Genomic DNA, 24042 nt, shown 5'->3' with positions numbered 1-24042 from the left:
ACGATCCGTCGCGGGCCGGTCCCGGGGCGCGGGGCTGCGGTCCCGGCGACCCGGGACGCTCGTGCCGCCGGTCCCGACCGGTCGCGGTCGGGGGAGAGGCGTGGACCTAGGATTGCCGCCATGCCCGAGATCTCCCGCGACGAGGTGGCCCACCTGGCCGACCTCGCCCGCATCGACCTCTCCGACGCCGAGCTCGACCACCTCGCCCCGCAGCTGAGCGTGATCCTCGAGTCCGTCGCCTCCATCAACGGTGTCGCCGGGGACGACGTGCCGCCCACGTCGCACGCGATCCCGCTGACCAACGTCTTCCGCGAGGACGTCGTGGTGCCGGGCCTGTCCGCCGAGGAGGCCCTCGCCGGCGCGCCGGCGGTCGAGGGTCACCGCTTCTCGGTGCCCCGCATCCTCGGTGAGGAGGCCTGATGACCACGCCCGCCTCCGTCACCTCCACCGCGGCCGAGCTGTCCGCGGCCCTCGTCGACGGGTCCACCACCAGCGTCGAGCTGACCGAGCTCCACCTCGACCGCATCGCCGAGGTCGACGGCGCGGTCCACGCGTTCCTCCACGTCGACCGGGACGGCGCGCTCCTCCAGGCCGCGGAGTCCGACGCCCGCCGTGGCCGCGGCGAGGAACGCGGCCCGCTGGACGGCGTACCGATCGCGGTCAAGGACGTCCTCGCCACCCGTGGCCTGCCCACCACCTGCGGGTCCAGGATCCTCGAGGGCTGGGTCCCGCCCTACGACGCGACCGTCGTGCAGCGCCTGCGCGTCGCGGGCCTGCCCATCCTGGGCAAGACCAACATGGACGAGTTCGCGATGGGCTCCTCCACCGAGCACTCGGCCTACGGGCCCACCCGCAACCCGTGGGACCTCGACCGGATCCCCGGCGGGTCCGGCGGCGGCTCGGCCGCGGCCGTCGCGGCCTTCGAGGCGCCCCTGGCCATCGGCACCGACACCGGCGGGTCGATCCGCCAGCCCGGCGCCGTCACCGGGACCGTCGGCGTGAAGCCGACCTACGGCGGCGTGTCCCGCTACGGCCTCGTCGCCCTGGCCAACAGCCTCGACCAGGCCGGCCCGGTCACCCGCACGGTGCTCGACGCGGCGATGCTCCACGACGTCATCGGCGGGCACGACCTGCGCGACTCCACCTCGATCAAGCAGGAGTGGCCCTCCTTCACCGAGGCGGCCCGCACCGGCGCGAGCGGTGACATGACCGGCGTCAAGGTCGGCGTGGTCACCGAGCTGGCCGGGGACGGCTGGCAGCGCGGCGTGGTGGGACGCTTCGACGAGTCCGTCGAGCTGCTGGTCAAGGCCGGCGCCGAGGTCGTCGAGGTCTCCTGCCCCTCCTTCGTGCACGCGCTCGCGGCCTACTACCTGATCCTCCCGGCCGAGGCCTCGAGCAACCTGGCGAAGTTCGACGCCATGCGCTTCGGCCTGCGCGTCACCCCCGACGGCGACCCGAGCGCGGAGGACGTCATGCGCGCCACCCGCGACGCGGGCTTCGGCGACGAGGTCAAGCGCCGCATCATCCTCGGCACCTACGCGCTCTCCAGCGGCTACTACGACGCCTACTACGGCCAGGCGCAGAAGATCCGCACGCTGATCAGCCGCGACTTCGACGCGGCCTTCGCCCAGGTCGACGTGCTGGTCTCGCCCACGGCGCCGACCACGGCGTTCCGGCTCGGCGAGAAGCTCGACGACCCGATGGCGATGTACCTCAACGACCTCGCCACCATCCCCGCCAACCTCGCCGGCGTGCCCGGGATCTCGGTCCCCAACGGCCTCGCCGAGGAGGACGGCCTGCCCAGCGGCTTCCAGGTGCTCGCACCGGCGCTGGCCGACGACCGCGTCTACCGCGTCGGCGCCGCGCTCGAGGCCCTCCACCAGCAGGAGTGGGGTGGCTCCCTCCTCGACCGGGCGCCCGCCCTGGCCGCTGCTCCGACCACCGAGGTGCGCTGACGTGACCGACACCCTGATGCCCTTCGACGACGTGCTGGCGGCCTACGACCCCGCCATCGGCCTCGAGGTCCACGTCGAGCTCAACACCGCCTCGAAGATGTTCTGCGGCTGCCCGGCGACCTTCGGCGGCGAGCCCAACGCCGGGGTGTGCCCGACCTGCCTCGGCCTGCCGGGCGCGATGCCGGTCGTCAACGGCAAGGCCGTGGAGTCCGCGATCCGGATCGGGCTCGCGCTCAACTGCGAGATCGCCGAGTGGTGCCGCTTCGCGCGGAAGAACTACTTCTACCCGGACATGCCGAAGAACTTCCAGACCTCGCAGTACGACGAGCCGATCGCCTTCGACGGCTGGATGGACGTCACGGTCCCGACCGAGGGCGGTGAGGACGAGGTCGTCCGCGTCGAGATCGAGCGCGCCCACATGGAGGAGGACACCGGCAAGTCGCTGCACGTCGGCGGCGCCACCGGCCGCATCCACGGCGCCGACCACTCGCTCGTCGACTACAACCGTGCCGGCATCCCGCTCATCGAGATCGTCACCCGCCCGATCCTCGGTGCGGGGGAGCGGGCCCCGGAGGTCGCCCGGGCCTACGTCGCGCAACTGCGCGAGCTGATCGTGGCGCTCGGCGTCTCCGAGGCGCGGATGGACCAGGGCAACCTGCGCGCCGACGTCAACCTGTCGCTGTCGCCGAAGGACAGCGGCGTGCTCGGCACCCGCACCGAGACCAAGAACGTCAACTCCTTCCGCTCGGTCGAGCGGGCGGTCCGCTTCGAGATGCAGCGCCACGCCGCGATCCTCAGCGGCGGTGGCTCGATCCTGCAGGAGACCCGCCACTGGCACGAGGACACCGGGGTCACCACGAGCGGTCGCGAGAAGTCCGACGCCGAGGACTACCGCTACTTCCCCGAGCCCGACCTGGTGCCCGTCGCGCCGAGCCGCGAGTGGGTCGAGGAGCTGCGCGGCACGCTCCCGGAGAACCCGACCGCACGACGTGCGCGGCTGCAGGCCGAGTGGGGCTTCAGCGACCTCGAGATGCGCGACACCGTCGGTGCCGGCGCGCTCGGGCTGGTCGAGGAGACCATCGCCCAGGGTGCCGCTCCGCAGGCCGCCCGCAAGTGGTGGCTCGGCGAGCTCGCGCGGCGCAGCAACGAGGACGGCGTCGACCTCGTCGACCTGCCCATCACCCCCGCCGACGTCGCGCGCATCCAGGCGCTGGTCGACGAGGGCACGGTCAACGACAAGCTGGCCCGACAGGTCTTCGAGGGCGTGCTGGCCGGGGAGGGCACCCCGGACGAGGTCGTCGAGCGTCGCGGGCTGGCCGTCGTGTCCGACGACGCCGCGCTCGGCGCCGCCGTCGACGCCGCCATCGCCGCCAACCCCGCCGTCGCCGACAAGATCCGCGACGGCAAGGTGGCCGCGGCCGGGGCGCTCATCGGCGCGGTGATGAAGGAGATGCGCGGGCAGGCCGACGCCGGTCGCGTGCGGGAGCTGATCCTCGAGAAGCTCTCCTGACCCCTCCCCCCGGGAGGTGCCGCGCGGTCTAGACAACTTGTTAGGGTGCTCGCGCGTCACAGTGGTCACATCACCAACCAACGCTCGCACCACCCGGGGGACGGTTCGCGCCGTCGTACGTCGTCGCGCCTTCCCTCCGCGAGCGGGAAGGAAGTCATGCACCATCGCAACCGACCCATCCGTACGGCGGCCCTCGCCCTTTCGACCGCCGCCCTGGGGATCGGCGTCCTCGCCGCCCCGCCGGCCTCGGCGGACCCGTCGCCGGCCCTCCGTGCCGCCCAGGCGGCCGCGTCCACCGACAGCACGCCCTCGACGATCGCCGCCGAGTGGATCGCCGGGGAGCTCAGCAACGGGCTCATCACGACCCCGCAGGGCCCCGACTTCGGTCTCACCATCGACACCGGCCTGGCGCTCGCGACCGTCGCCAGCCAGGGCGGCACCGTCACGGCGATCAACAACTCGCTCGAGCCGCGCATCGGTGAGTACGTCGGTGACGGGACGAAGGAGTCCTACGCCGGGGCGCTGGGCAAGGCCGCGACCTTCGCCCGCACCGCCAAGAAGAACCCGACCAGCTACGGCGGCGTCAACCTGATCGCCCGGCTGGAGGAGCGCACGGCCAACGTGCCGGCGGACCCGGCTGCCGAGCCGCAGGCCGCCGCCTTCGCTGGCCGGATCTTCGACAAGTCGGAGTTCGGCAACTTCGCGAACGTCGTCGGGCAGTCCTACGCCGTGCGCGCGCTGACGCTGGCCGGGTCCGCCGAGGCGGGCGCGGCTCGCGACTTCCTGCTCAAGCAGCAGTGCGCCTCGGGCTACTTCCGGCTCGACTTCGCCAAGGCCGACGTGCCGAACCAGTCGTGCACGGAAGGTGCCGCGGGGAGCGAGGCCGACCCGGACGCCACCGCCCTCGCGGTGATCAACCTGGTCGAGTCCGGCGACAGGAGCGCCGCGGTCCAGGGCGCCCTGGCCAAGGCCGGCACGTGGCTGGCCGAGCGTCAACGTGGCAGCGGCGCGATCCGCAGCGCCGGCCCCGGGGCCTCGATCAACACCAACTCCACCGCCGTGGGCGGCTACGCCCTGGGCCTGCTCAAGAACCGCGACGCGGCCCTCAAGGCGGCGCTGTGGATCCGCAAGAACCAGCCGGTCGACAAGTACAAGTGCCGCACCGCGCTGACCAAGGACACGGGCGCCGTCGCCTACCGCAGGGACCGCGTCACCGCGGCCACCACCACCGGGATCCCGGCCGACGCCCGAGGCGAGTGGCGCCGCGCCACCGCCCAGGCGATCCTCGGCCTGCAGTTCGCCCCGGCCAGCAAGGACAAGCTGCGCATCGTGTCCGTGCGTCGTGAGGCCCGGGCCGGCGACAACGTGCAGTTCCAGGTCTACGGCCTGGCGCCCAGCGAGAGCGCCTGCATGCAGGTCAAGGGCGACTTCCTGCGCGTGAAGGGCAAGAAGTCGGGCGCGAAGATCGTGCGCAAGCTGCAGCTGCCCACCGGCAACCAGCGGCGCGTCGCGCTCGTCAAGACGTCCGACGACGAGGCGCGGACGTCCCTCCGGGTCCGCAACTGACCCACTGCTCCACCGCTCGATCGAGCGCACCGGCCCGGCGTCCCACGACGCCGGGCCGACGTGCGTCCCGGGGCGCGCGAGGGTTACGCTTCGCCCGCCGCACCCGTCCGGGTCGGCACCAGTCACGCCCGAGGTGGGGAAAGCCGGTCCGAAACCGGCGCTGACCCGCAACCGTGGGCACGGGCCACGTCCCGTGCAAGCCGGAACACCCGCCTCGCCGCGTCATGATCACCATCGCTGTCGAGGAATGCAGCGAGGCGAACGGCTCCGGCCTTCCCTCGTTGTCGCAGTGAGGGAAGGGAACATGAAGCTCACCTCCGGCCTGGCGGTCGTCGCCCTCGCCGCTGCGACCCTGGCCCCGAGCGCCGCCGCGGCCGCTCCGGTGCCGCCCACCCAGCTCGTCACCGACTGGATCGGCACCCAGCTCACCGACGGCGTCGCCCTCGGCAGCTTCGGCGCGGACGTCGGCCTGAGCATCGACGCGGGCCTCGCGCTCGACGCCACCGGGCGCAGCGCGGACGCCGCGCGCGTCGCGGACGCGATCGCGGGCAGGCTGGTGTCCTCACCCACCAACCCGTACGGCTATGTGCAGTCCGACGAGTACGACTCCGACCCGCCCTACGACTTCACGCAGATCGGCCACTACGTCAACGCCACCGCCAAGGCGGCCGCCTTCACCCAGCGCATCGGGCGCGACGCGGCCACCGCGTACGCCGCGGTGAACCTGGTCGACCAGCTCGAGGACCTGACCGACGACACCACCGGCGTCGTCGGCGACGACAGCTCCTTCGGCGACTACGCCAACACCATCGGCCAGGCCTTCGCCGCCGAGGCGCTGACGGTCGCCGGGTCGCCGGAGGCCTCGGACGCCACGGCAGCCCTGCTGGCGCAGCAGTGCCCCGCCGGCTACTTCCGCTTCGACCTCGACGCCGCTGCGTGCGCGGCCGACGCCACCGGCGTCGCGCCCGACACCACCGGGCTCGCCGTGCTCTCGCTGCTCGAGTCCGGCAACACCTCGCCCGAGGTGACCGCAGCGATCGCCGAGGCCACCGCGTGGCTGGAGTCGGTCCAGCGCGCGGACGGGTCGCTGGAGGGTGACTCGTCCACTCCGGGTGCCAACTCCAACAGCACCGGGCTCGCCGGCTGGGCGCTCGGCCGCGCAGGTCGGCAGGCCTCCGCCGCGAAGGCTGCCGCGTGGGTGCGGAGCCTGCAGGTCGCCGACGCCGGCGCCTGCGCAAGCCGGGCGCCCACGGGGGCCATCGCCTACAACGCGGCGGACCTGACCGCCGCACGCGTCGACGGCATCGCCGGAAACGCCACCGTGCGCGACACGTGGCGCCGCGCCTCCTTCCAGGCCGCCCCCGCGCTGCTGTGGGCGCCGGCCGCGAGCACCTCGCTCGGCGTCTCGGCCCCCGTCACCGCGGTCGAGAAGAGCACCGTCACCGTCACCGTCCGCGGCGTCGCGGCGGGCGAGCAGGCGTGCGTGAGCTTCGGCAGCGACGCCCGACGCGTCGTCGGCACGGGCTCGGACCTGGCCGTCGCGTTCACCCTGCCTGCGGGAGCGGCCGCCCACACGTTCACCGTGGCCACGCTCGGCGGCACCACCACCGCCACGACCAGCGCGACGGCCGTGCCGGCCGTGCCCCCGGCCGTGCCCCCGGCCGCGCCGATGGTGGGCGACCTCGACGTGAGCCGGACCGAGAAGGTCCGCAAGAACCGCTTCAAGGTCGACCTGACGTGCGAGAGCGCCCAGCCCTGCTTCGGCAAGCTCACGGTGAGCACGGCCGGCAAGGTGAGGCTCGGGAAGGCGAAGAAGGTCGTGACCGTCGCCAGGCGGAGCTACGCCATCGCCCCCGGAGCCGAGAAGAAGCTCGTCCTCACCCTGACCAAGCCGGCCCGCAAGCTCCTCGCCCGAGGCACCGTCAAGGTGAAGGCCGTGCAGACCGCGTCGGGGGCCCGGCGGGCGGTCACTACGTTCAGGCTCAAGGCCGCCAAGGGCTGATGCACCGATGAGCGCCTCGAGGATGCGGTCCCTCACCCGGGCACTGGCCGTGGCCGTGCTCGGTGCAGGACCGGTCCTGCTCGCCCCGACGGCGGTCCTCGCGCCCGCTGACGCGGCCACCTGCACCTCGGCCGGTGGCGTCAGCGTGGTCGTCGACTACCGCGAGCTCGGCGGGGGCACCACCACCGCGTGCGCGGCCGACGGCGGCGGCAGGACCGCTGACGCGATCTTCGCCTCCGTCGGGGTCGGCATCTCCTACGCGACCCGGCAGCCGGGCTTCGTGTGCCGCGTCAACGGAGTGCCCACCGCGGACCCGTGCGTCAACGCCTCGCCGGTCGACGCCTACTGGGGCCTGTGGTGGTCCGACGGCTCTGCCGGATCGTGGACGTACTCGTCCTCCGGCGTCGGCGGTCTGACCGTCCCCGCCGGCGGGTCGGTCGGCTGGTCCTGGAAGCAGGGCACGGGCAACGCCGTACCGCCCGGCGTGGCGCCGCCGGTGGCCCCCGCGCCCACGCCTTCCCCGTCCCCGACCGCCTCCCCGTCGTCCCCGACCCCGACGACCGGTGGCCAGGGCAACGGCGGCGGTGGCGGTGGCGGTGGCGGCAAGGGCGGCAGCAACGGTGGCGGCAACAGTGGGGGCACGGGCGGCTCGGGCGGGACCGGCGGCGGGTCGTCGCCGAGCCCGTCCCCGACCGCGACCCCGTCCGGTTCCCCGACGGCGTCGCCCTCCGAGTCGCCCTCCGGGTCGCCTGCTGAGTCGCCCTCGCAGTCGTCGCCGAGCGACCCCACCGAGTCGCCCCTGGCCTCTGAGTCTCCCAGCGACTCACGGTCCAAGAAGGCCGCCCGGGATGGCTCCCTCGACGATGAGTCTCCTGGAGACTCAAGCGCCAGTGAGGACCCCACGGCCGCCGATCCCGGCTCTGAGTCTCCGGGAGACTCAAGTCCCAGTGCTCCCACGGAGGCCGGTCGACCGGCTGCCGACGAGCCGGCCAAGGTGCCGGCCGCGGTGACGTGGGGTGTCGTCGCCCTGCTCGCGATCGCGATCGTGGTCAGTGGCGTCGTGGCGCGTCGTAGACGGGGGGTCTGACGCGCCGTGCCCGGACCGGCCGTGCCCGTGACGGGACTGCCGCGTGACCTGCACCCGATCGCCTGGTGGTCCTGGGCGATCGGGCTGGCCACTGCTGCGTCCCTGACCACCAACCCGCTGGTGCTGATCCTCGTCATGGGGTCGGCGACGGTCGTGGTGATGGCACGCCGGTCCGGGCATCCCTACGGCCGGTCGTTCCGGCTGTACGCCCTGCTCGCCGCCATGACGGTGGTCCTCCGGGTGGTGTTCCGGATCGTCTTCGGCGGCCAGGCGGTCGGCCACGTGCTGCTGGACCTGCCCGAGGTCCCGCTGCCCGACTGGGCGGCCGGGATCCGGCTGCTCGGGCCGGTCACCAGCGAGGCGCTGCTCGCCGGGCTCTACGACGGCCTCCGGCTCGCCGCGATCATCCTGTGCGTCGGAGCGGCCAACTCGCTCGCGAACCCCAAGCGGCTCCTCGCGTCGGTGCCCCCGGCGCTCTACGAGATCGGCACCGCGATGGTCGTCGCCGTGACGATCTTCCCGCAGCTCGCCGACAGCGCCCGCCGGGTCCGCGCCGCCCAGGCGCTCCGCGGCGGCACGACGACCGGTGTCGCGCGCCTGCGCCGCTTCCTCGTCCCGGTCCTCGAGGACGCGCTCGAGCGCTCCCTCGCGCTGGCCGCCGGCATGGACACCCGCGGCTACGGTCGCTCCGGTGGTGCGACGCCCCGCGAGCGCCGGCTGACCGGGTCGCTGCTGCTGGTCGCGCTGACCGGCATCTGCGTCGGGACCTACGCGTGGCTCGACCCCACCGCCCCGCGGCTCCTCGCCCTACCGCTGCTCGGCGCCGGCGTCGCGGTGGCCGTGCTGGGGATGGTCAGCGCCGGCCGCCGGGTGCAGCGGACCCGCTACCGGCCCGACCCGTGGCGCGCACCGGAGCTGCTGACCGTCGCCACCGGGGTGGTCGTGGCCGTGCTGGGCTGGTGGGTCGCCCACACGCAGGTCGCCGTCGCCTACCCGGGCGTCGACGTGGCGCCGTACCTCTCCCCGCTCGCCCTCGCCGTCGGCGTCCTGGGCGCCGTCCCGGCCGTCGCCACGCCGGTCCCGGCCAGCGCCCTGGCCCAGCTCGAGGCGACGGCATGATCGAGCTGCGCGACATCGGCCTGCGCTACGCCGAGCACCACGTCCTCCGCGGCGTCGACCTCACCCTCGACGAGGGTGAGCTGGTCCTCGTCTCCGGGCGGACCGGCGTCGGGAAGTCGACGCTCCTCGGCGTGGTGACCGGCCTCGTGCCGAGGTTCACCGGCGGCGTCCTCACCGGCGACGTCCTGCTCGACGGCCGCAGCATCGTGGACCAGCCGCCGCGGGAGCGGGCGCACCTGGTCGGCTACGTGGGCCAGGACCCGCTCTCGGGCTTCGTCGCCGACACGGTGGAGGAGGAGCTGGCCTACGGCATGGAGCAGCTCGGGACCGCTCCCGAGACGATGCGGCGCCGGGTGGAGGAGACGCTCGACCTGCTCGGCATCGCCGACCTCCGCGCCCGGGACCTCCGCACCCTCTCCGGTGGCCAGCAGCAGCGGGTCGCCATCGGCTCGGTCCTCACCACGCATCCCCGCGTCCTCGTGCTGGACGAGCCGACGTCGGCCCTCGACCCCACCGCGGCCGAGGACGTCCTCGCCACCATCACCCGGCTGGTCCACGACCTCGGCCTGACCGTGCTGCTCGCCGAGCACCGGCTCGAGCGGGTCGTGCCGTTCGCCGACCGCATCTGCCTGGTCACCGGCGACGGCTCCGTCCGCGTCGACGAGCCCCAGCAGGTGCTCCGGGACTCGCCGGTGGCGCCGCCGCTGGTCGAGCTGGGCCGCCTCGCCGGCTGGGAGCCGCTGCCGCTGACGGTGCGCGACGCCCGGCGCCACGCCCGCTCGCTGCCGGAGCTCGTCGCTCCCGATCCCACCCCTGCCGTGGCGTCCCCGGCGCTGCTCGCGGCGCGCGGCGTCACGGTCGTCCACGGCTCCCACGCCGCGGTCCGCGACCTGGACCTGACGCTCGCGGCCGGCCAGGTGACCGTGCTGATGGGTCGCAACGGGTCCGGCAAGTCCAGCCTCATCTGGGCGCTGCAGGGCACGGGTCGGCGCCGCTCGGGCACCGTCGACGTCGACGGCCGCGACCCCGCCGCCCTCGCGCCCGCCGAGCGTCGTACGCGCGTCGGGCTCGTGCCGCAGACGGCCGCCGACCTGCTCTACCTCGAGACGGTCGACGAGGAGTGCGCCGCCGCGGACACCGGCGCCGACGCCGCGCCCGGCACCGGCCGCGCCCTCCTCGACCGGCTGGCGCCCGGGATCGACCCGCGGATCCACCCGCGCGACCTCTCCGAGGGCCAGCGGCTCGCGCTCGCCCTGTCGATCGTCCTCACCACCCGCCCGCCGGTCGTGCTGCTCGACGAGCCCACGCGCGGCCTGGACTACGCCGGCAAGGGCGAGCTCGCCCGCATCGTCGCGGGCCTCGCCGAGGACGGGCACGCGGTGCTGCTCGCGACCCACGACGTGGAGTTCGCGGCCCACGTCGCCGACGAGGTCGTCGTGATGGCCGAGGGCGAGGTCGTCTCCAGCGGACCGCCGCGTCGGGTGCTCGCCGAGTCGCCGTCGTTCGCGCCGCAGGTCACCAAGGTCCTCGGCGCCCCGTGGCTCGTCGTGGAGGAAGTGGCCGCCGCGCTCGGGACGAGGGACGCCCGATGAGCATCCTCGACCGCACGACCCCGGCGACGGGTGTCGCCCTGCCGATCGGGCCGCGCACCGCCGCCGTCCTCGTCGTCGCCTCGCTCGCCGGGCTGATGATGCTCTGCTGGCCGTTCCTGCTCGTCGCCCAGCCAGGCGAGCGGGTCGAGCCGCCGTTCGTGTTCCTCGTGCTGCTCCCCGTCGTGGTGGTCGTCGTCCTCGCTGAGATGGGGGAGGGCGGGATGGACTCGCGGGTCCTCGCCGTGCTCGGCGTCCTCTCGGCCATCAACGCCGTGATGCGCGCCCTCGGCGCGGGCACGGCCGGCATCGAGCTGGTGTTCTTCCTGCTCATCCTGGGCGGGCGGGTGTTCGGCGCCGGCTTCGGCTTCGCGCTCGGCTGCACGTCGCTGTTCGCCTCCGCGCTCCTCACCGCGGGCGTCGGCCCGTGGCTGCCGTTCCAGATGATCTGCGCCGCCTGGGTCGGGATGGGCGCCGGGCTGCTCCCGCGGCGCGCCGGCGGGCGGGCCGAGATCGCGATGCTCGTGGTCTACGCCGTCGTCGCCTCCTACGCCTACGGCCTCCTGATGAACCTCAGCTCCTGGCCGTTCGCGCTGGGCATCGCCGTGCCCGGCTACGAGGGGTCGCTGGCCTACGTCGCCGGGGCGCCGGTGCTGGAGAACGCGCACCGGTTCCTCGTCTACACGCTGCTCACGTCGACCGGCGGCTGGGACACCGGTCGAGCGATCACGACCGCGGTGGCCGTCGTCGTCCTCGGTCCGGCCATCCTCACCACGCTGCGTCGCGCCGCGCGTCGCGCCGTCGTACGCCCGGGCTGACGCGCCCGGCAGCGGGTCAGGGACGGACCTGGATGATCCTGTCGTCCGCGGGCGTCGGCTCGCCGCGACCGTCCTGGTTGGAGGTGGTCACCCACAGCAGCCCGTCGGGGGCCGTGGCCACCGTGCGCAGCCGGCCGTAGTCCTCGGTGAAGAACGCCGTCGGCCGGGCCGCCTCGCCGGCCGCCGTGACCGTGATCCGCCACAGGCGCTGGCCGCGGAGCCCGGCCATCCAGAGGTGCCCGTCGGCGTACGACAGCCCGCTGGGGGACGCCTGCTCGACCGGCCAGACGAGCTGGGGGTCGATGAACTGCTTCCGACCGCCCCGCCCCTCGACCTCGGGCCAGCCGTAGTTGCCGCCCTTCTCGACGAGGTTGAGCTCGTCCCAGGTGGAGTCGCCGAACTCGGAGGCCCACAGCCGGCCCTCGTCGTCCCAGGCGAGGCCCTGCACGTTGCGGTGGCCGAGCGACCAGACGGGGGAGCCGGGGTCGGGGTTGCCGGGCGCCGGCTCGCCGTCCGGGGTGATGCGCAGGATCTTCCCGGCCAGGCTGTCGGGGTCCTGCGCGAGCGCGGGGTCGCCGGTCTCGCCGGTGGTGACGTAGAGGTGGCCGTCCGGGCCGAACGCGATGCGCCCGCCGTCGTGGATGAAGCCGGCCGGGATGCCGTCGAGGACCACGCTCGGCTCACCGAGCCGGGAGCCGTCGAGCTCGGCCCTGACGACGCGGTTGTCGGTGCCGGTCGTGACGTAGAAGAACAGCGTCCGGTCGGTGTCGAAGTCCGGGGAGACCGCGACGCCGAGCAGGCCGGCCTCGCCCTGCGGCACGGCCGAGGTGATGGCGCCGAGGCGGCTCAGCGTGCCGTCCGCGGTGACCTGCAGGACCCGCCCGGTCATCCGCTCGGTGACGACCGCGGCGCCGTCGGGCAGGAAGTCGACACCCCACGGCACCTCGAGGAGGTCGACGAGGGTGCCGACGGCCCGCGGTTCCCGGTCGCCGCCGGTGCCGGACTCGCCGCCGTCGTCCGACCCGCCGGACTGCCCATTGTTCCCGGGCTCTTCGGTCGGCGTCGGCTGGCTGGGTGCGTCGGTCGGCTGGGTCGTGCGGGGGATCGGCGCGGGCGTGTTGTCGGCACAGCCGGCGGTGGCGAGCGCGAGCGCCAGCGAGCCGAGGGCCAGTCGCGATCTCATGTCGCGATTGTGCCGGGTGTCGCCGAACGTCCTCGCTCGACGTCGTCGGCGTCCGGGCCCGCCGGCGGCTCGCCGGGCGTCGACCCGGAACGGGTGGCGCCGATGGAGGCCGCGACGACGCACGCGATCGCGACCCACTGGACCGGCGACAGGTGCTCCTGCAGCACGACGATGGCGGCGAGCGCTGCGGCGGCGGGCTCGAGGCTCATCAGGATCCCGAAGACGGCCGGCCGGAGGCTGCGCAGCGCGACCAGCTCGCAGCTGTAGGGGATGACCGAGCTCAGCAGCCCGACCAGCGCGCCGATCAGCAGGACGCGGCCGTCCCACAGGCTCGTCCCGGCGGTGAGCAGGGCGGGCAGGGTCATCGCGAGCGCCGCGACGACGCTGGCCACCGCCAGCCCGTCGAAGCCCGCCCAACGCCGCCCGGTGCTGGCGCTCAGCAGGATGTACGCCGCCCACGCCGCGCCAGCCAGCAGGGCGTACACGACTCCCAGCGGGTCGAGGCCCGTGCGCTGGAAGCCGAGCAGCGCCACCCCGGCGCCGGCCAGCAGGACCCAGACCAGGTCGCGGGCGCGGCGCGACCCCACGACGGCCAGCGTCAGTGGTCCGATGAACTCGATCGTCACCGCGATGCCGAGCGGGATGCGCGAGAAGGACTGGTAGATCGCCCAGTTCATGGTGGCCAGGCTCGCGCCGAAGCCGAGGACGACCAGCCAGTCCTGGCGGGTGCGTCCGCCCAGGCGCGGGCGGGCGACCGCGGCGAGCACGAGGGCGCTGGTGACCAGCCGCAGCCACACCATGGCCGTCGGCGAGATCTCCCCGAACAGGCCCTTGGCAATGGCGGCGCCGAGCTGGACCGACAGGATGCCGATGAGGACCAGTCCGACGGGGCCGAGGAGGTCTCGGCTCGGTCGGGAGGTCACCGGGCAAGCCTATTCAGGCCGACCGGTCGTCCTGGAGGCTGTCCAGCGCACGGTGCGCGTGGCGGGTCTCCGCGGCGAAGTAGTCCAGTCCCCAGTCGGCCACCAGCGAGGGGAAGCGCAGCGGCTCACCGGGGCGGTCCGCGCCGCGCAGGGACTCGCGGACCTCGGCGAGGTCCGCGGTCGCCTGCGCCAGCTCGGCGACGTACTCCTCGAGCATCCGGGCGGTCTGCTCCGGCTCGGTCGCGTGCCCGACGAGCAGCCGGAGCAGGACGGTGTGCTTGAGCACCGGGAAGCCGGCCGGCGTGCCGTCCATCCACGCCCTGAGCGCGGCCTGCCCGGTCTCGGTGATGGCGTACGACGTCACCTCCCGGCCGCCGTCCGTCCGGGCGGCGGCGGCGACCAGGCCGCGGTCGGTGAGGCGGCGCAGCTCGGTGTAGATCTGGCTCATCGCGGGCGAGACCCAGTAGAAGCGGAGCGTGATGTCGGCGCGCTGCTTGATCTCGTACCCCGTCAGCTCGTCGCCGAAGGTGAGGAGGCCGAGGATCGCGTAGCCGGTCGCCGGGAGGTCTTGACTCATCTCGCCCCGAGAGTAGTGTTCCTAATCGGAATAGTCACGGAACCGGCGGTCGGGAGGCTCCAGATGTCGCGCACGCTGCTCATGGTCGGGACCCGCAAGGGCATGTGGCTCGGGACGTCCGACGAGGCCCGCTCGGCGTGGGACTGGACGGGTCCGCACTTCCCCATGGAGGAGGTCTACTCCGTCATGGTGGACACCCGGTCGTCCGCGCCGCGGCTGCTCGCGGGGGCGTCCTCGAGCTGGCTGGGCCCTCAGGTCTGGCGCTCGGACGACCTGGGCGAGTCGTGGGACGAGACCCCCAACGGGGCCGCCCGCTTCCCCGAGGACACCGGCGCGACGCTGGCCCGCGTGTGGCAGCTCCAGCCGGGCTTCGAGGACGACGTGGTCTGGGCCGGCACCGAGCCGGGAGCCGTCTTCCGCTCGACCGACCGGGGTGAGACGTTCTCCCTGGTGCGCGGGCTGTGGGACCACCCCCACCGCGAGGAGTGGAACGAGGGGTTCGGCGGCCAGGCGTTCCACACGATCCTCCCGGACCCCCGCGACGCCGACCACGTGCTGGTGGCCCTCTCGACCGGAGGCGTCTACACGACCGCGGACGGCGGTGAGTCGTGGAAGCCTTCGAACTCAGGGGTCAAGGCCGAGTTCTTCCCCGGCGACCGCAACTACCCCGAGTTCGGCCAGTGCGTCCACAAGGTCGCCCGCGACGCCGCGGACCCGGACCGGCTCTACCTGCAGAACCACGGCGGCGTCTACCGCTCGGACGACGGCGGCGCGTCCTGGGTCGACATCGCCCCCGGCCTGCCGACGGAGTTCGGCTTCGCGATGGTCGCCCACCCCCACCGCGGCGACACGGCGTACACCTTCCCCATCGACAGCGCCGGCGCCCGCTGGCCCGTCGACGGCAAGGCCCGCGTCTACCGCACGACCGACGCCGGCTCGTCGTGGGAGCCGCTGGGCGACGGCGGCCTGCCGGACGGTTACTTCACCGCCGTCATGCGCGACGGGATGTGCGCCGACGACCACGAGCAGGTGGGCCTCTACTTCGGCGGCCGCAACGGGAGCGTCTGGGCCTCGCCCGACGAAGGCGCCAGCTGGCAGGAGATCCAGAAGGACCTCCCCGACGTGCTGGTCGTGCGGGCCGCGAAGCTCGACTGACCAACCGGGTCGTTGGCTGGCGCAGGCCAGCCCCGCGACGGGCCGTCCGCCGCGGCGTCCCGGATCGTCACGGCCGTTCAGGCCCGGCCCCGTGGCCGCCCCATCAGCCTTCCTAGGCCTTGAGTCTCTGAGCGACTCAAGGCGTAGGCGCGCCTCGGCCGGCACCAGCCTTGGTGGTTCCTCGGTCTTGAGTCTGTGAGCGACTCAAGGGCTAGGACGCGCCGGGTGGGGTGGTCGGGAGGGTCCGCTGCTGGCGGTGGCGGGCCGCCAAGCGTCCACAGGTGCTGGCGAACGCGCCGGTGCGGGCGTGCTGTGGAGAGCGGGACCACTGTGTCGCCGGCTCGGTTTGTGATGGCTGGACGAGACCGGCACACAGGGCGAGGAGCAGGCGATGGGCGGTACGACGACAGCAACGGCAGCGGCGGCAGTGGCGGGGGCCGGGGTGGGTGAGCCGGCTGGGTGGTGGGGTGAGGCGGAGTGGCAGTGGTACGACCTGGGGCCGTTCGAGGGCGGGATCCCGGGGATGGTGCGCCGGGTGCGGCGGATCCTGGACGTGTCGCAGCGGGGATTGGCCGGGTTGTTGGAGGTGTCGCAGTCGGTGGTGGCGCGGTGGGAGACCGGACGCACGAGTCCTCGGGCGAGCGTGCTGCACGCGATGGTGCGGATGGCGGGGCTGCGGGAGCGGTACGTCGCCGTGGACACCGGGGAGGAGGTCGAGCCGATGCGCGACGACGGTGCCCGCCAACATGGTGGGAGCCGGTTCCCGGCGCACGTCGACCTGCGGGTCAACGGGTGGTGGGCGCCGGCAGGGTTGCGTTCGAGCATGGAGCTGTGGAACTGGGTCGACCAGTCGCGGGTCAGGCGCGACCCGATGGTCCGCTGCCGGACCAGCCGGTGGCTGCGCCGGTTGGAGCGGTTGATGTGGGGCACCCCCGACGACCATCCCTCGCTGCGCCAGCTCGCGGCCGAGGCCGAGCACCGCGACGAGCGACGCGACGAGCTCCTCGAGCAACGCCGCAGGCACCCGGCAGCGTGACCCGGATGAGACACGACGCAGCAGGAGAGTGGCCCCCGACTAGCCTGACCGCATGACGCACGCAGCCAACGGTCCCGACATCAAGCCCCGGAGCCGCGACGTCACCGACGGTCTCGAGGCCACTGCTGCGCGGGGGATGCTCCGCGCGGTGGGCATGGGTGACGACGACTGGGAGAAGCCGCAGATCGGTGTGGCCTCCAGCTGGAACGAGATCACCCCCTGCAACCTCTCGCTCGACCGCCTCGCCAAGGCGGTGAAGAACGGCGTGCACGCAGCCGGTGGCTTCCCGCTCGAGTTCGGCACCATCTCGGTCTCCGACGGCATCTCGATGGGCCACGAGGGGATGCACTTCTCCCTCGTCAGCCGCGAGGTCATCGCGGACTCGGTCGAGACCGTGATGATGGCCGAGCGCCTCGACGGCTCGGTCCTCCTCGCCGGCTGCGACAAGTCGCTGCCCGGCATGCTGATGGCCGCCGCCCGGCTCGACCTGGCCAGCGTCTTCCTCTACGCCGGCACGATCATGCCCGGGCAGGTCGACGGCAAGGACGTGACGATCATCGACGCCTTCGAGGCGGTCGGCGCGTGCCTGGCGGGCAAGATCAGCCGGGAGAAGGTCGACGAGATCGAGCGCGCGATCTGTCCCGGCGAGGGCGCCTGCGGCGGGGCGTACACCGCCAACACCATGGCCAGCGTCGCCGAGGCGCTCGGCATGTCGCTGCCCGGCTCGTCCTCCCCGCCGGCCGTGGACCGTCGCCGCGACGGGTTCGCCCACAAGTCCGGCGAGGCCGTCGTCGGCATGCTGCGCCAGGGCATCACCGCCCGCCAGATCATGACCCGACCCGCCTTCGAGAACGCGATCGCGATGGCGATGGCCCTCGGCGGCTCGACCAACGCCGTCCTGCACCTGCTGGCGATCGCCCGCGAGGCGGAGGTCGACCTCACCCTCGACGACTTCACCCGCATCGGCAGGACGGTCCCGCACCTGGCCGACATGAAGCCGTTCGGCCGCTTCGTGTGGACCGACTTCGACCGCGTCGGCGGCATCCCCGTGCTGCTGCGCGCCCTGCTCGACGCCGGTCACCTGCACGGCGACGTGCTCACCTGCACCGGCAAGACGATGGCGGAGAACCTCGCCGACCTCGACCCCAAGCCGCTCGACGGCGAGATCCTGCGCCAGCTCGACCGCCCCATCCACGCCACCGGCGGTCTCACGATCCTCAAGGGCACGCTCGCCCCCGAGGGTGCCGTGGTCAAGAGCGCCGGCTTCGACGACTCCACCTTCACCGGCACCGCGCGCGTCTTCGACGGTGAGCGCAAGGCGCTCGACGCCCTCGGCGAGGGTGCGATCAAGGCCGGCGACGTCGTCGTGATCCGCTACGAGGGTCCCAAGGGCGGGCCGGGCATGCGCGAGATGCTGGCCATCACCGGCGCGATCAAGGGCGCCGGCCTCGGCAAGGACGTCCTGCTGATCACCGACGGCAGGTTCTCCGGAGGCACGACCGGGCTCTGCGTGGGCCACATCGCGCCCGAGGCCAGCGACGGCGGCCCGATCGCGTTCCTGCGCGACGGTGACCAGATCACCCTCGACGTGGCCAGCATGACCCTCGACGTGCACGTCGACGACGCCGAGCTGGCCACGCGCGCCGAGGGCTGGGAGCCGCTCCCGCCGAAGTACACCCGCGGCGTGCTGGGCAAGTACCGCAAGGTGGTGCAGTCCGCCGCCCACGGGGCCGTCTGCTACTGACGGCGGATAGGTTGCGGTCGTGACCACCGCACCTCCGCGCACCGCAGCAGCGCTCGACGCCGCCGACCCGCTCGCCCACTTCCGCGAGCGCTTCGCCGGCGCCGAGTCCGAGCTCGTCTACTTCGACGGCAACTCCCTGGGACGCCCCGTCGCCGCGACGGCCGACCGGCTGGCCGCGTTCGTCCGCGACGAGTGGGGCGGGCGGCTGATCCGGGGGTGGGACGAGCGCTGGATGGACCTGCCGACCACGCTGGGCGACGACCTCGCGCGCATCTGCCTCGGGGCGGCGCCGGGCCAGACGGCGGTCGGCGACTCCACCACGGTGTGGCTCTACAAGCTGATGCGCGCGGCGGTCGACCACGTCGCCCGCACGGAGCCCGGCCGCACCGAGATCGTCATCGACACCGACAACTTCCCCACCGACCGCTACGTCGCGGAGGGCATCGCGGCCGAGCGTGGGCTGAGCCTGCGCTGGATCGAGGTCGACACCTCCACCGGTGTCACCGCCGACCAGCTCCGTGAGGCCGTCGGGGAGCGCACCGCCCTGGTGGTCCTCAACCACGTCGCCTACCGCTCGGCCTGGCTCGCCGACGCCCCCGAGCTCACCCGGATCGCCCACGACGCCGGCGCGCTCGTGCTGTGGGACCTGTGCCACTCGGCCGGGGCGGTCCCGACGGCGCTCGACGCCTGGGACGTCGACCTGGCCGTCGGCTGCACCTACAAGTACCTCAACGGAGGCCCCGGCTCGCCCGCCTTCGGCTACGTCAACGCCCGACTGCAGGGTGCGCTGACGCAGCCGATCCAGGGGTGGATGGGTCACGCCGACCCGTTCCGGATGGGCCCGGGCTACACCCCGGCGGCCGGCATCCGCCGCTTCATCTCCGGCACGCCGCCGATCCTCGGCATGGTCGCCATGCAGGCGATGCTCGAGCTCGTCGAGGAGGCGGGCCTCGAGGCGATCCGGGCCAAGTCCGTCGCGCTGACGTCGTACGCCGTCGAGCTCGCAGACGCGATGCTGCCCGAGGTCACCCTCGCGTCCCCGCGCGACCCGGCGCAGCGCGGCGGCCACGTCACCCTGCACCACGAGCGGATGCGCGAGGTGACCGCCCGGCTGTGGGAGCAGGACGTGATCCCCGACTACCGCGACCCCGGTGGCCTGCGCATCGGCCTCTCCCCGCTGTCCACGTCGTACGACGAGGTCGAGCGCGGCGTCGCGGCCGTGGCGGAGGCGCTGCGATGACGCAGAACGCCCACAGACAGCGCATCGGCCGCCCCGTCGACTGGCGACCGGTCCCGCCGCCGCAGCGAGTCGCGCTCGAGGGCAGGGGAGTCCGCCTCGAGCCGATCGGGCCCCAGCACGTCGACGACCTCGTCTCCGCCGTCTGCGGCGAGGACGACGACCCGATCTGGACCTACCTCTTCTGGGAACGGCCCCGCGACCGCGACGGGATGGCCGCGATCGTCGAGCACGGCGCGAGCGACCCCGGCCAGGTGATGTACGCCATCGTGCCCGTGGAGACCGGCCGCGCCGCCGGCTTCTGCTCGCTGATGCGGATCGACCCGGAGATGGGGTCCGTCGAGGTCGGCGGGATCGCCTTCGGCAAGCAGCTGCAGCGCAGCCGGGCCGCGACCGAGGCGATGACGCTGCTGATGCGGCACGTGTTCGACGACCTCGGCTACCGCCGCTACGAGTGGAAGTGCGACAGCCTCAACGGGGCGTCGCGGCGCGCCGCGATCCGGCTGGGCTTCATCTGGGAGGGCCGGTTCCGCAACGCCCTCGTCTACAAGGGCCGCAACCGCGACACCGACTGGTTCTCCATCACCGACCTCGAGTGGCCGCGGGTCAGGCAGGCCCTCGACGACTGGCTCGACGACCGCAACTTCGACGCCATGGGTCGCCAGCGGGTCCGTCTCGCCGCCCGGCCCGCCCAGCCCGACCAGCCCGGCACGGAGCAGTGACATGGACCAGCGCGTCAGCTTCATCACGCTCGTCGTGGCCGACCTCGACGCCACCCGGCGCTTCTACGTCGCTGGGCTGGGCTGGGAGCCCGAGCTCGACGTGCCCGGTGAGGTGATCATGATCCGGGTCGCCGACAAGGTGGTCCTCAGCCTCTGGGTCGAGCAGGCGTTCGTCGCCGAGGTCGGCCACGCGCCGGCGCGCGGCGGCGTACCTCCCATCACGCTCGCCCACAACCTCGCCACCACGCAGGGGGTCGACACCGTCCTCGAGCAGGCGCGGGCCGCTGGTGCCACGGTGGTCGGCGAGGCGGTCCAGCGCGAGTGGGGCGGCTACACCGGCTACTTCGCCGACCCCGACGGCTTCCGCTGGGAAGTCGCCTACAACCCGGGCGAGATCGGGCAGTCTGTGCTCCCATGACCGCCACCGAGCCCGTCCAGCCCGTCGGGCCCACGAGGGACGGGGCCCGGGCCGTCCCCGGCTGGGACGACTACTTCCTCGGCATCGCGGTGGCCGTCGCCGCCCGCGCGAAGTGCACCCGCCGCCGCGTCGGCGCGGTGCTCACCATCGACCACCGCATCATCGCCACCGGCTACAACGGCGCCGCTCCCGGCGAGGACGACTGCCTCGGGGGAGCCTGTCCTCGCGGGCTGCTGGGGTACGACGACGTGCCCGGGCTCGGCGACTACGACCGGCCCGGCACGCCGGGGTTCTGCATCGCGATCCACGCCGAGGTCAACGCGCTGCTCTTCGCCACCCGGGACACCAAGGGCGCGACCGCCTACATCACCGACCCGCCGTGCCCCGGCTGCCGCAAGGCGCTCGCCGCGGCGGGCGTGGTCCGCGCGGTCTGGCCCGACGGCGAGCACGACCGCGCCGGCCTCACCGACTGGAGCCGTCCCCCGGTCGAGCAGCAGTCGCTGGTCGAGTAGCGATAAACGAGCGTATCGAGACCCTCACGTCTCGTCCTCGACCTTCTCGACCTTCCCAGCCTTCCCGGCCGCCCGCTCCGCCTCCGCGCGCCGGCGCCGCTTGACCTCGCCCCGGGCGATGAAGAACGCGATGAGGATCGGGATGGCGAACTTCCGCACGGTGTCCACCCAGCCCGGCAGGTCGGGCAGGTCGACGTCGGGCCACGGGATCGAGGGCAGGTCGGGCCACGGGATGGCCGGCAGGTCGGGCCAGGGGATGGACGGCATGTCGGGCAGCGGGATCGACGGCAGGTCGAGGTCGGGCCACGGGACCAGCGTCAGCAGCCAGACGACGAGCACGGGTACGCCGACCCCGGCCGCCGCGATCGCCGTCTGGCGTGCGGTGTGCAGGTGGGGGTGCCGTCCGATCCACTCGGCCCGCTCCGCCGCCCTGGACCCGGCCTCGGGCTCGAGGTCGGTGCCGGCCAGGCCCGTCTGCGCCTCCGTGTCCGAGGAGTGCAGCGTGACGCGACGAGCCGGACCCAGCACCCCGAACTTCAGCCGGACGGCCTGCTCCTCGCCGTCGGCCTTCAGCACCACCGTCTCGTCGGTGGTCTTCCTGGACGCCAGCTCGACGCCGTCGCGGGTCCAGGAGACCTGGCGCACGAGCCTGCCCTGCACGATCTCGACCACGTGGTCGTGCTCGTCGTGGACCAGGTGCCAGCGTTCCGGTGCGTCCCCCATGCGTGGAATACTAGAGCAAGCACTCCATCAATTGCCAGGGAAGGTTGACGCACCATGGCCCGCACCGTCGACCCCGAGCGGCACCAGGCCCGGCGCCTGCAGATCATCGACGCCGCGCTGACCTGCTTCGCGCGCTCCGGCTACGCCGGCACGTCGACGGCCGCGCTGTGCCGCGAGGCTGGCATCGGCTCGGGGACGTTCTTCCACTACTTCCCGACCAAGCAGTCGCTGCTCCTCGCGATCCTGGCCCACGGCACCATCGAGGCGCGCGAGTGGTTCGACGCGCGGATCGACGACGACGACCCGATCACCGTCATCGGGGACTGGGTCCGGCACACCGCCGACGAGATGTCGGACCCGCGGCTGGCCGGGTTCGTCCGCGCCGTCGGCGCAGTGATGGGGGACCCTGCGGTCGAGGCGGCGCTCGCGCTCGACGCACGCGCGCTCCAGGAGGGCCTCGAGCCCTGGGTCGCGCGCGCCCAGCACGCGCAGCAGGTGCGCACGGACCTGTCGGCGCGCGACCTCACGGCGTGGCTGCTGGTCGTCGTCGACGGCTTCCTCGGCCGGCTGGCGACGGACGCCGACTTCACCGCGGCGGGCCAGCGGGGCGCGCTCCTCGACGTCATTCGGCGGGTGCTGGCACCGTGAGGTCAGCGCGGGCGCACCCAGACCAGCTCGCCCGCCTCCCACATCGCCAGCGCCTCCGGCACCAGGCTGTCCACCGCGTCGCCGGCCGAGCCGGCCGAGAGCCTGGCGGCGTGCGCGGCGCCGTAGGCCTGTCCCGCCGCGTTGTTGTGCTCGTCGACGCGGGAGTCGCGGGCGCGCGACGCGCCGGTCTCCTGCGCTGCGGCGACGGAGCGCGCGACGTCCGCGCCGAAGCGTGCGGTCAGGACGGCCTGCCACAGGAAGTGCCGCATCGCGTTGCTGCGCCCGGGCACGCCCCGGCCGTGCTTGGCCGCGGCGGCGAGCGCCGCCTGCGAGACCAGCAGCACCTCCATCGCCCCGGACGGCCCCAGGCCGGCCCTGATCGCGGCGGTGTAGAGCCGCGGCACCCCCGTCGCCGAGTGGATGGCCTGCTCCAGCAGGCCGCCGAGTCCGGTTCCCATGGACCCACAGTGACAGACTCGGGGCATGACGCCACCGGCCCTGCGCTTCCCGCGTCCGCTCCGCCCCGGTGACCGCATCGGCGTCACCTCGCCGTCGGCGGGTGCCTCGGGCGCCGCCGCGACGCGGATCGCCTTCAGCGTCGACTGGCTGCGCGACCGGGGCTTCGATGTCGTGGTGGGGGAGTGCATGGACGGCACCGGGCTGACGTCCGCGCCGGCGCCGCAACGGGCGGCCGAGCTCACCCGGATGCTCGCCGATCCCGACATCGCCTGCGTCGTGCCGCCGTGGGGCGGGGAGACCGCGATCGACCTCGTCGACCTGCTGGACTGGGACGTGCTCGCCGAGGCCGAGCCGACCTGGCTGGTCGGCTTCTCCGACATCTCGACCCTGCTGGTGCCGGTCACCACCCGCCTCGGCTGGGCGACCCTGCACGGCGACAACCTCGCGGACACGCCGTACGCCGTCCCCGACGGGCTGCTGCACTGGCTCGAGCTGGCGAGCGGCCCGGGACCGTTCGAGCAGCACGACTCAGGGCTCGTGGCCGACTGGGTGCGCTTCGAGCAGGAGCCGCACGCCACCGAGTGGCCCCGCGTGGGCGCGGGTGGCTGGGACGTGGAGGGAGGTGGCGCCGTCGACGTGTCGGGTCGCCTCGTCGGGGGCTGCATCGAGACCATCTCCCACCTCGCCGGCACGCCGTACGGCGATGTGCGGGGCTGGGCCGAGCGGCTCGACGAGCCGACGATCGTCTACGTCGAGGCGTGCGAGGACCACGCGGTCGACATCTGCCGCTACCTGCACTCGCTCCGGCTCGCCGGCTGGTTCGACCGGGCTGCGGCCGTGCTGGTCGGGCGCACGAGCGCGCCGGACCACCCGCAGCTGACCCAGCGCGGGGCCGTCCTCGACGCCCTCGGGCGGCTCGACCTGCCCATCGTGTGGGACCTCGAGATCGGGCACGTCCCGCCCCACCTCCCGCTCGTCAACGGGGCGCTGGCGCGGGTGGAGGTCGACGGCGACCTGCGCCGGATCACCCAGACCCTCGGCTGAGGGTGCGGCCGGTGG

23 protein-coding genes and 1 riboswitch are annotated in these 24042 nt (G+C 73.7%); of the genes, 18 read left to right on the top strand and 5 right to left on the bottom strand.

The genetic code is table 11. The features are described 5' to 3' along the window. Nucleotides 1–120: 120 nt before the first annotated feature. From gatC to HN031_RS00830, 9 genes are all read left to right on the top strand, one after another. Entirely contained in the window at nucleotides 121–420 is a 300-nt protein-coding gene (gatC, locus tag HN031_RS00870) for an Asp-tRNA(Asn)/Glu-tRNA(Gln) amidotransferase subunit GatC (RefSeq protein WP_172264984.1), read from the top strand. After that, nucleotides 420–1955 carry an Asp-tRNA(Asn)/Glu-tRNA(Gln) amidotransferase subunit GatA gene (gene gatA, locus HN031_RS00865; RefSeq protein ID WP_172264981.1) on the top strand — a complete coding sequence of 512 codons (1536 nt, stop codon included), beginning with the start codon at nucleotides 420–422 and terminating at the stop codon, nucleotides 1953–1955. The genes gatC and gatA overlap by 1 nt, the downstream gene beginning before the upstream one ends. A gap of 16 nt (nucleotides 1956–1971) precedes the next feature. Next, nucleotides 1972–3465 carry an Asp-tRNA(Asn)/Glu-tRNA(Gln) amidotransferase subunit GatB gene (gene gatB / locus HN031_RS00860; RefSeq protein WP_172265426.1) on the top strand — a complete coding sequence of 498 codons (1494 nt, stop codon included), beginning with the start codon at nucleotides 1972–1974 and terminating at the stop codon, nucleotides 3463–3465. 156 nt (nucleotides 3466–3621) lie between these two features. Then, nucleotides 3622–5031, top strand: coding sequence for a prenyltransferase/squalene oxidase repeat-containing protein (locus tag HN031_RS00855; protein ID WP_172264978.1), 1410 nt, complete (start codon nucleotides 3622–3624; stop codon nucleotides 5029–5031). 114 nt (nucleotides 5032–5145) lie between these two features. Further along, a riboswitch (cobalamin riboswitch) is annotated at nucleotides 5146–5263 on the top strand. A 72-nt stretch (nucleotides 5264–5335) separates the two neighbouring features. Beyond that, on the top strand, nucleotides 5336–7033 hold the full coding sequence (locus tag HN031_RS00850) for a hypothetical protein (RefSeq protein ID WP_172264975.1): 1698 nt from the start codon (nucleotides 5336–5338) through the stop codon (nucleotides 7031–7033). Between the two features lie 7 nt (nucleotides 7034–7040). Further along, nucleotides 7041–8120, top strand: coding sequence for a hypothetical protein (locus HN031_RS00845; protein ID WP_172264972.1), 1080 nt, complete (start codon nucleotides 7041–7043; stop codon nucleotides 8118–8120). 21 nt (nucleotides 8121–8141) lie between these two features. Next, nucleotides 8142–9239 carry a CbiQ family ECF transporter T component gene (locus HN031_RS00840; protein ID WP_172264969.1) on the top strand — a complete coding sequence of 366 codons (1098 nt, stop codon included), beginning with the start codon at nucleotides 8142–8144 and terminating at the stop codon, nucleotides 9237–9239. After that, a complete protein-coding gene (locus HN031_RS00835) occupies nucleotides 9236–10831 on the top strand; it encodes an ABC transporter ATP-binding protein (RefSeq protein ID WP_172264966.1) in 1596 nt (531 codons plus the stop codon). Before HN031_RS00840 ends, HN031_RS00835 begins: the two co-directional genes overlap by 4 nt. Beyond that, a complete protein-coding gene (locus HN031_RS00830) occupies nucleotides 10828–11646 on the top strand; it encodes an ECF transporter S component (RefSeq protein WP_172264963.1) in 819 nt (272 codons plus the stop codon). The genes HN031_RS00835 and HN031_RS00830 overlap by 4 nt, the downstream gene beginning before the upstream one ends. Nucleotides 11647–11662: 16 nt before the next feature. Here the strand turns inward: HN031_RS00830 and HN031_RS00825 are convergent, their stop codons facing one another. Genes HN031_RS00825 through HN031_RS00815 form a run of 3 tightly spaced genes read right to left on the bottom strand, consistent with a single transcriptional unit; the run spans nucleotide 11663 to nucleotide 14329 of the window. Beyond that, entirely contained in the window at nucleotides 11663–12829 is a 1167-nt protein-coding gene (locus HN031_RS00825) for a sorbosone dehydrogenase family protein (protein WP_172264959.1), read from the bottom strand. Then, nucleotides 12826–13752, bottom strand: a complete 927-nt coding sequence (locus HN031_RS00820; RefSeq protein WP_172264956.1) for an EamA family transporter — start codon at nucleotides 13750–13752, stop codon at nucleotides 12826–12828. Before HN031_RS00820 ends, HN031_RS00825 begins: the two co-directional genes overlap by 4 nt. Nucleotides 13753–13765: 13 nt before the next feature. Then, nucleotides 13766–14329: a PadR family transcriptional regulator gene (locus tag HN031_RS00815; protein ID WP_172264953.1), complete on the bottom strand. Its 564-nt coding sequence runs from the start codon at nucleotides 14327–14329 to the stop codon at nucleotides 13766–13768. A gap of 63 nt (nucleotides 14330–14392) precedes the next feature. On the opposite strand from HN031_RS00815, the gene HN031_RS00810 reads away from it, so the two are divergent. The 7 genes from HN031_RS00810 to HN031_RS00780 all read left to right on the top strand — a co-directional run bounded on the left by HN031_RS00810 (nucleotide 14393) and on the right by HN031_RS00780 (nucleotide 21153). After that, on the top strand, nucleotides 14393–15484 hold the full coding sequence (locus HN031_RS00810) for an exo-alpha-sialidase (protein ID WP_172264950.1): 1092 nt from the start codon (nucleotides 14393–14395) through the stop codon (nucleotides 15482–15484). Nucleotides 15485–15926: 442 nt separating this feature from the next. Next, entirely contained in the window at nucleotides 15927–16520 is a 594-nt protein-coding gene (locus HN031_RS00805) for a helix-turn-helix transcriptional regulator (protein ID WP_172264947.1), read from the top strand. 52 nt (nucleotides 16521–16572) lie between these two features. Beyond that, nucleotides 16573–18264, top strand: coding sequence for a dihydroxy-acid dehydratase (gene ilvD / locus HN031_RS00800; protein WP_172264944.1), 1692 nt, complete (start codon nucleotides 16573–16575; stop codon nucleotides 18262–18264). 19 nt (nucleotides 18265–18283) lie between these two features. Beyond that, complete coding sequence (kynU, locus tag HN031_RS00795; RefSeq protein ID WP_172264941.1) at nucleotides 18284–19504, top strand: kynureninase; 1221 nt, start codon at nucleotides 18284–18286, stop codon at nucleotides 19502–19504. Further along, nucleotides 19501–20223, top strand: a complete 723-nt coding sequence (locus tag HN031_RS00790; RefSeq protein WP_172264938.1) for a GNAT family N-acetyltransferase — start codon at nucleotides 19501–19503, stop codon at nucleotides 20221–20223. The genes kynU and HN031_RS00790 overlap by 4 nt, the downstream gene beginning before the upstream one ends. A gap of 1 nt (nucleotide 20224) precedes the next feature. After that, nucleotides 20225–20641: a VOC family protein gene (locus HN031_RS00785; protein WP_172264935.1), complete on the top strand. Its 417-nt coding sequence runs from the start codon at nucleotides 20225–20227 to the stop codon at nucleotides 20639–20641. Further along, nucleotides 20638–21153, top strand: a complete 516-nt coding sequence (locus tag HN031_RS00780; protein WP_172264932.1) for a deaminase — start codon at nucleotides 20638–20640, stop codon at nucleotides 21151–21153. The genes HN031_RS00785 and HN031_RS00780 overlap by 4 nt, the downstream gene beginning before the upstream one ends. A 24-nt stretch (nucleotides 21154–21177) precedes the next feature. On the opposite strand, the gene HN031_RS00775 is transcribed toward HN031_RS00780, so the two are convergent. Next, on the bottom strand, nucleotides 21178–21876 hold the full coding sequence (locus HN031_RS00775) for a hypothetical protein (RefSeq protein ID WP_172264929.1): 699 nt from the start codon (nucleotides 21874–21876) through the stop codon (nucleotides 21178–21180). 54 nt (nucleotides 21877–21930) lie between these two features. Here HN031_RS00775 and HN031_RS00770 point away from each other — a divergent pair, with 54 nt between their 5' ends. Then, on the top strand, nucleotides 21931–22524 hold the full coding sequence (locus HN031_RS00770; RefSeq protein ID WP_172264926.1) for a TetR/AcrR family transcriptional regulator: 594 nt from the start codon (nucleotides 21931–21933) through the stop codon (nucleotides 22522–22524). A gap of 2 nt (nucleotides 22525–22526) precedes the next feature. Here the strand turns inward: HN031_RS00770 and HN031_RS00765 are convergent, their stop codons facing one another. Beyond that, nucleotides 22527–22982 (bottom strand): hypothetical protein, encoded by a 456-nt coding sequence (locus tag HN031_RS00765; RefSeq protein ID WP_172264923.1) that lies wholly within the window; start codon nucleotides 22980–22982, stop codon nucleotides 22527–22529. 25 nt (nucleotides 22983–23007) lie between these two features. Here HN031_RS00765 and HN031_RS00760 point away from each other — a divergent pair, with 25 nt between their 5' ends. After that, nucleotides 23008–24027, top strand: coding sequence for a S66 peptidase family protein (locus tag HN031_RS00760; protein ID WP_172264920.1), 1020 nt, complete (start codon nucleotides 23008–23010; stop codon nucleotides 24025–24027). Nucleotides 24028–24042 lie beyond the last annotated feature (15 nt).

Source organism: Nocardioides sp. zg-1308 (assembly GCF_013155375.1).
Taxonomy (GTDB): Bacteria; Actinomycetota; Actinomycetes; order Propionibacteriales; family Nocardioidaceae; genus Nocardioides; species Nocardioides renjunii.
Note: the sequence above shows the minus strand (reverse complement) of the source record. Positions and strands in the feature narration are given on the sequence as shown.

Coding starts and splice junctions, on each gene's coding strand:
- gatC (WP_172264984.1), top strand. CDS start 121: ATGCCCGAGATCTCCCGCGACGAGGTGGCCCACCTGGCCGACCTCGCC.
- gatA (WP_172264981.1), top strand. CDS start 420: ATGACCACGCCCGCCTCCGTCACCTCCACCGCGGCCGAGCTGTCCGCG.
- gatB (WP_172265426.1), top strand. CDS start 1,972: ATGCCCTTCGACGACGTGCTGGCGGCCTACGACCCCGCCATCGGCCTC.
- HN031_RS00855 (WP_172264978.1), top strand. CDS start 3,622: ATGCACCATCGCAACCGACCCATCCGTACGGCGGCCCTCGCCCTTTCG.
- HN031_RS00850 (WP_172264975.1), top strand. CDS start 5,336: ATGAAGCTCACCTCCGGCCTGGCGGTCGTCGCCCTCGCCGCTGCGACC.
- HN031_RS00845 (WP_172264972.1), top strand. CDS start 7,041: ATGAGCGCCTCGAGGATGCGGTCCCTCACCCGGGCACTGGCCGTGGCC.
- HN031_RS00835 (WP_172264966.1), top strand. CDS start 9,236: ATGATCGAGCTGCGCGACATCGGCCTGCGCTACGCCGAGCACCACGTC.
- HN031_RS00830 (WP_172264963.1), top strand. CDS start 10,828: ATGAGCATCCTCGACCGCACGACCCCGGCGACGGGTGTCGCCCTGCCG.
- HN031_RS00825 (WP_172264959.1), bottom strand. CDS start 12,829: ATGAGATCGCGACTGGCCCTCGGCTCGCTGGCGCTCGCGCTCGCCACC.
- HN031_RS00815 (WP_172264953.1), bottom strand. CDS start 14,329: ATGAGTCAAGACCTCCCGGCGACCGGCTACGCGATCCTCGGCCTCCTC.
- HN031_RS00810 (WP_172264950.1), top strand. CDS start 14,393: ATGTCGCGCACGCTGCTCATGGTCGGGACCCGCAAGGGCATGTGGCTC.
- ilvD (WP_172264944.1), top strand. CDS start 16,573: ATGACGCACGCAGCCAACGGTCCCGACATCAAGCCCCGGAGCCGCGAC.
- HN031_RS00790 (WP_172264938.1), top strand. CDS start 19,501: ATGACGCAGAACGCCCACAGACAGCGCATCGGCCGCCCCGTCGACTGG.
- HN031_RS00785 (WP_172264935.1), top strand. CDS start 20,225: ATGGACCAGCGCGTCAGCTTCATCACGCTCGTCGTGGCCGACCTCGAC.
- HN031_RS00780 (WP_172264932.1), top strand. CDS start 20,638: ATGACCGCCACCGAGCCCGTCCAGCCCGTCGGGCCCACGAGGGACGGG.
- HN031_RS00775 (WP_172264929.1), bottom strand. CDS start 21,876: ATGGGGGACGCACCGGAACGCTGGCACCTGGTCCACGACGAGCACGAC.
- HN031_RS00770 (WP_172264926.1), top strand. CDS start 21,931: ATGGCCCGCACCGTCGACCCCGAGCGGCACCAGGCCCGGCGCCTGCAG.
- HN031_RS00765 (WP_172264923.1), bottom strand. CDS start 22,982: ATGGGAACCGGACTCGGCGGCCTGCTGGAGCAGGCCATCCACTCGGCG.
- HN031_RS00760 (WP_172264920.1), top strand. CDS start 23,008: ATGACGCCACCGGCCCTGCGCTTCCCGCGTCCGCTCCGCCCCGGTGAC.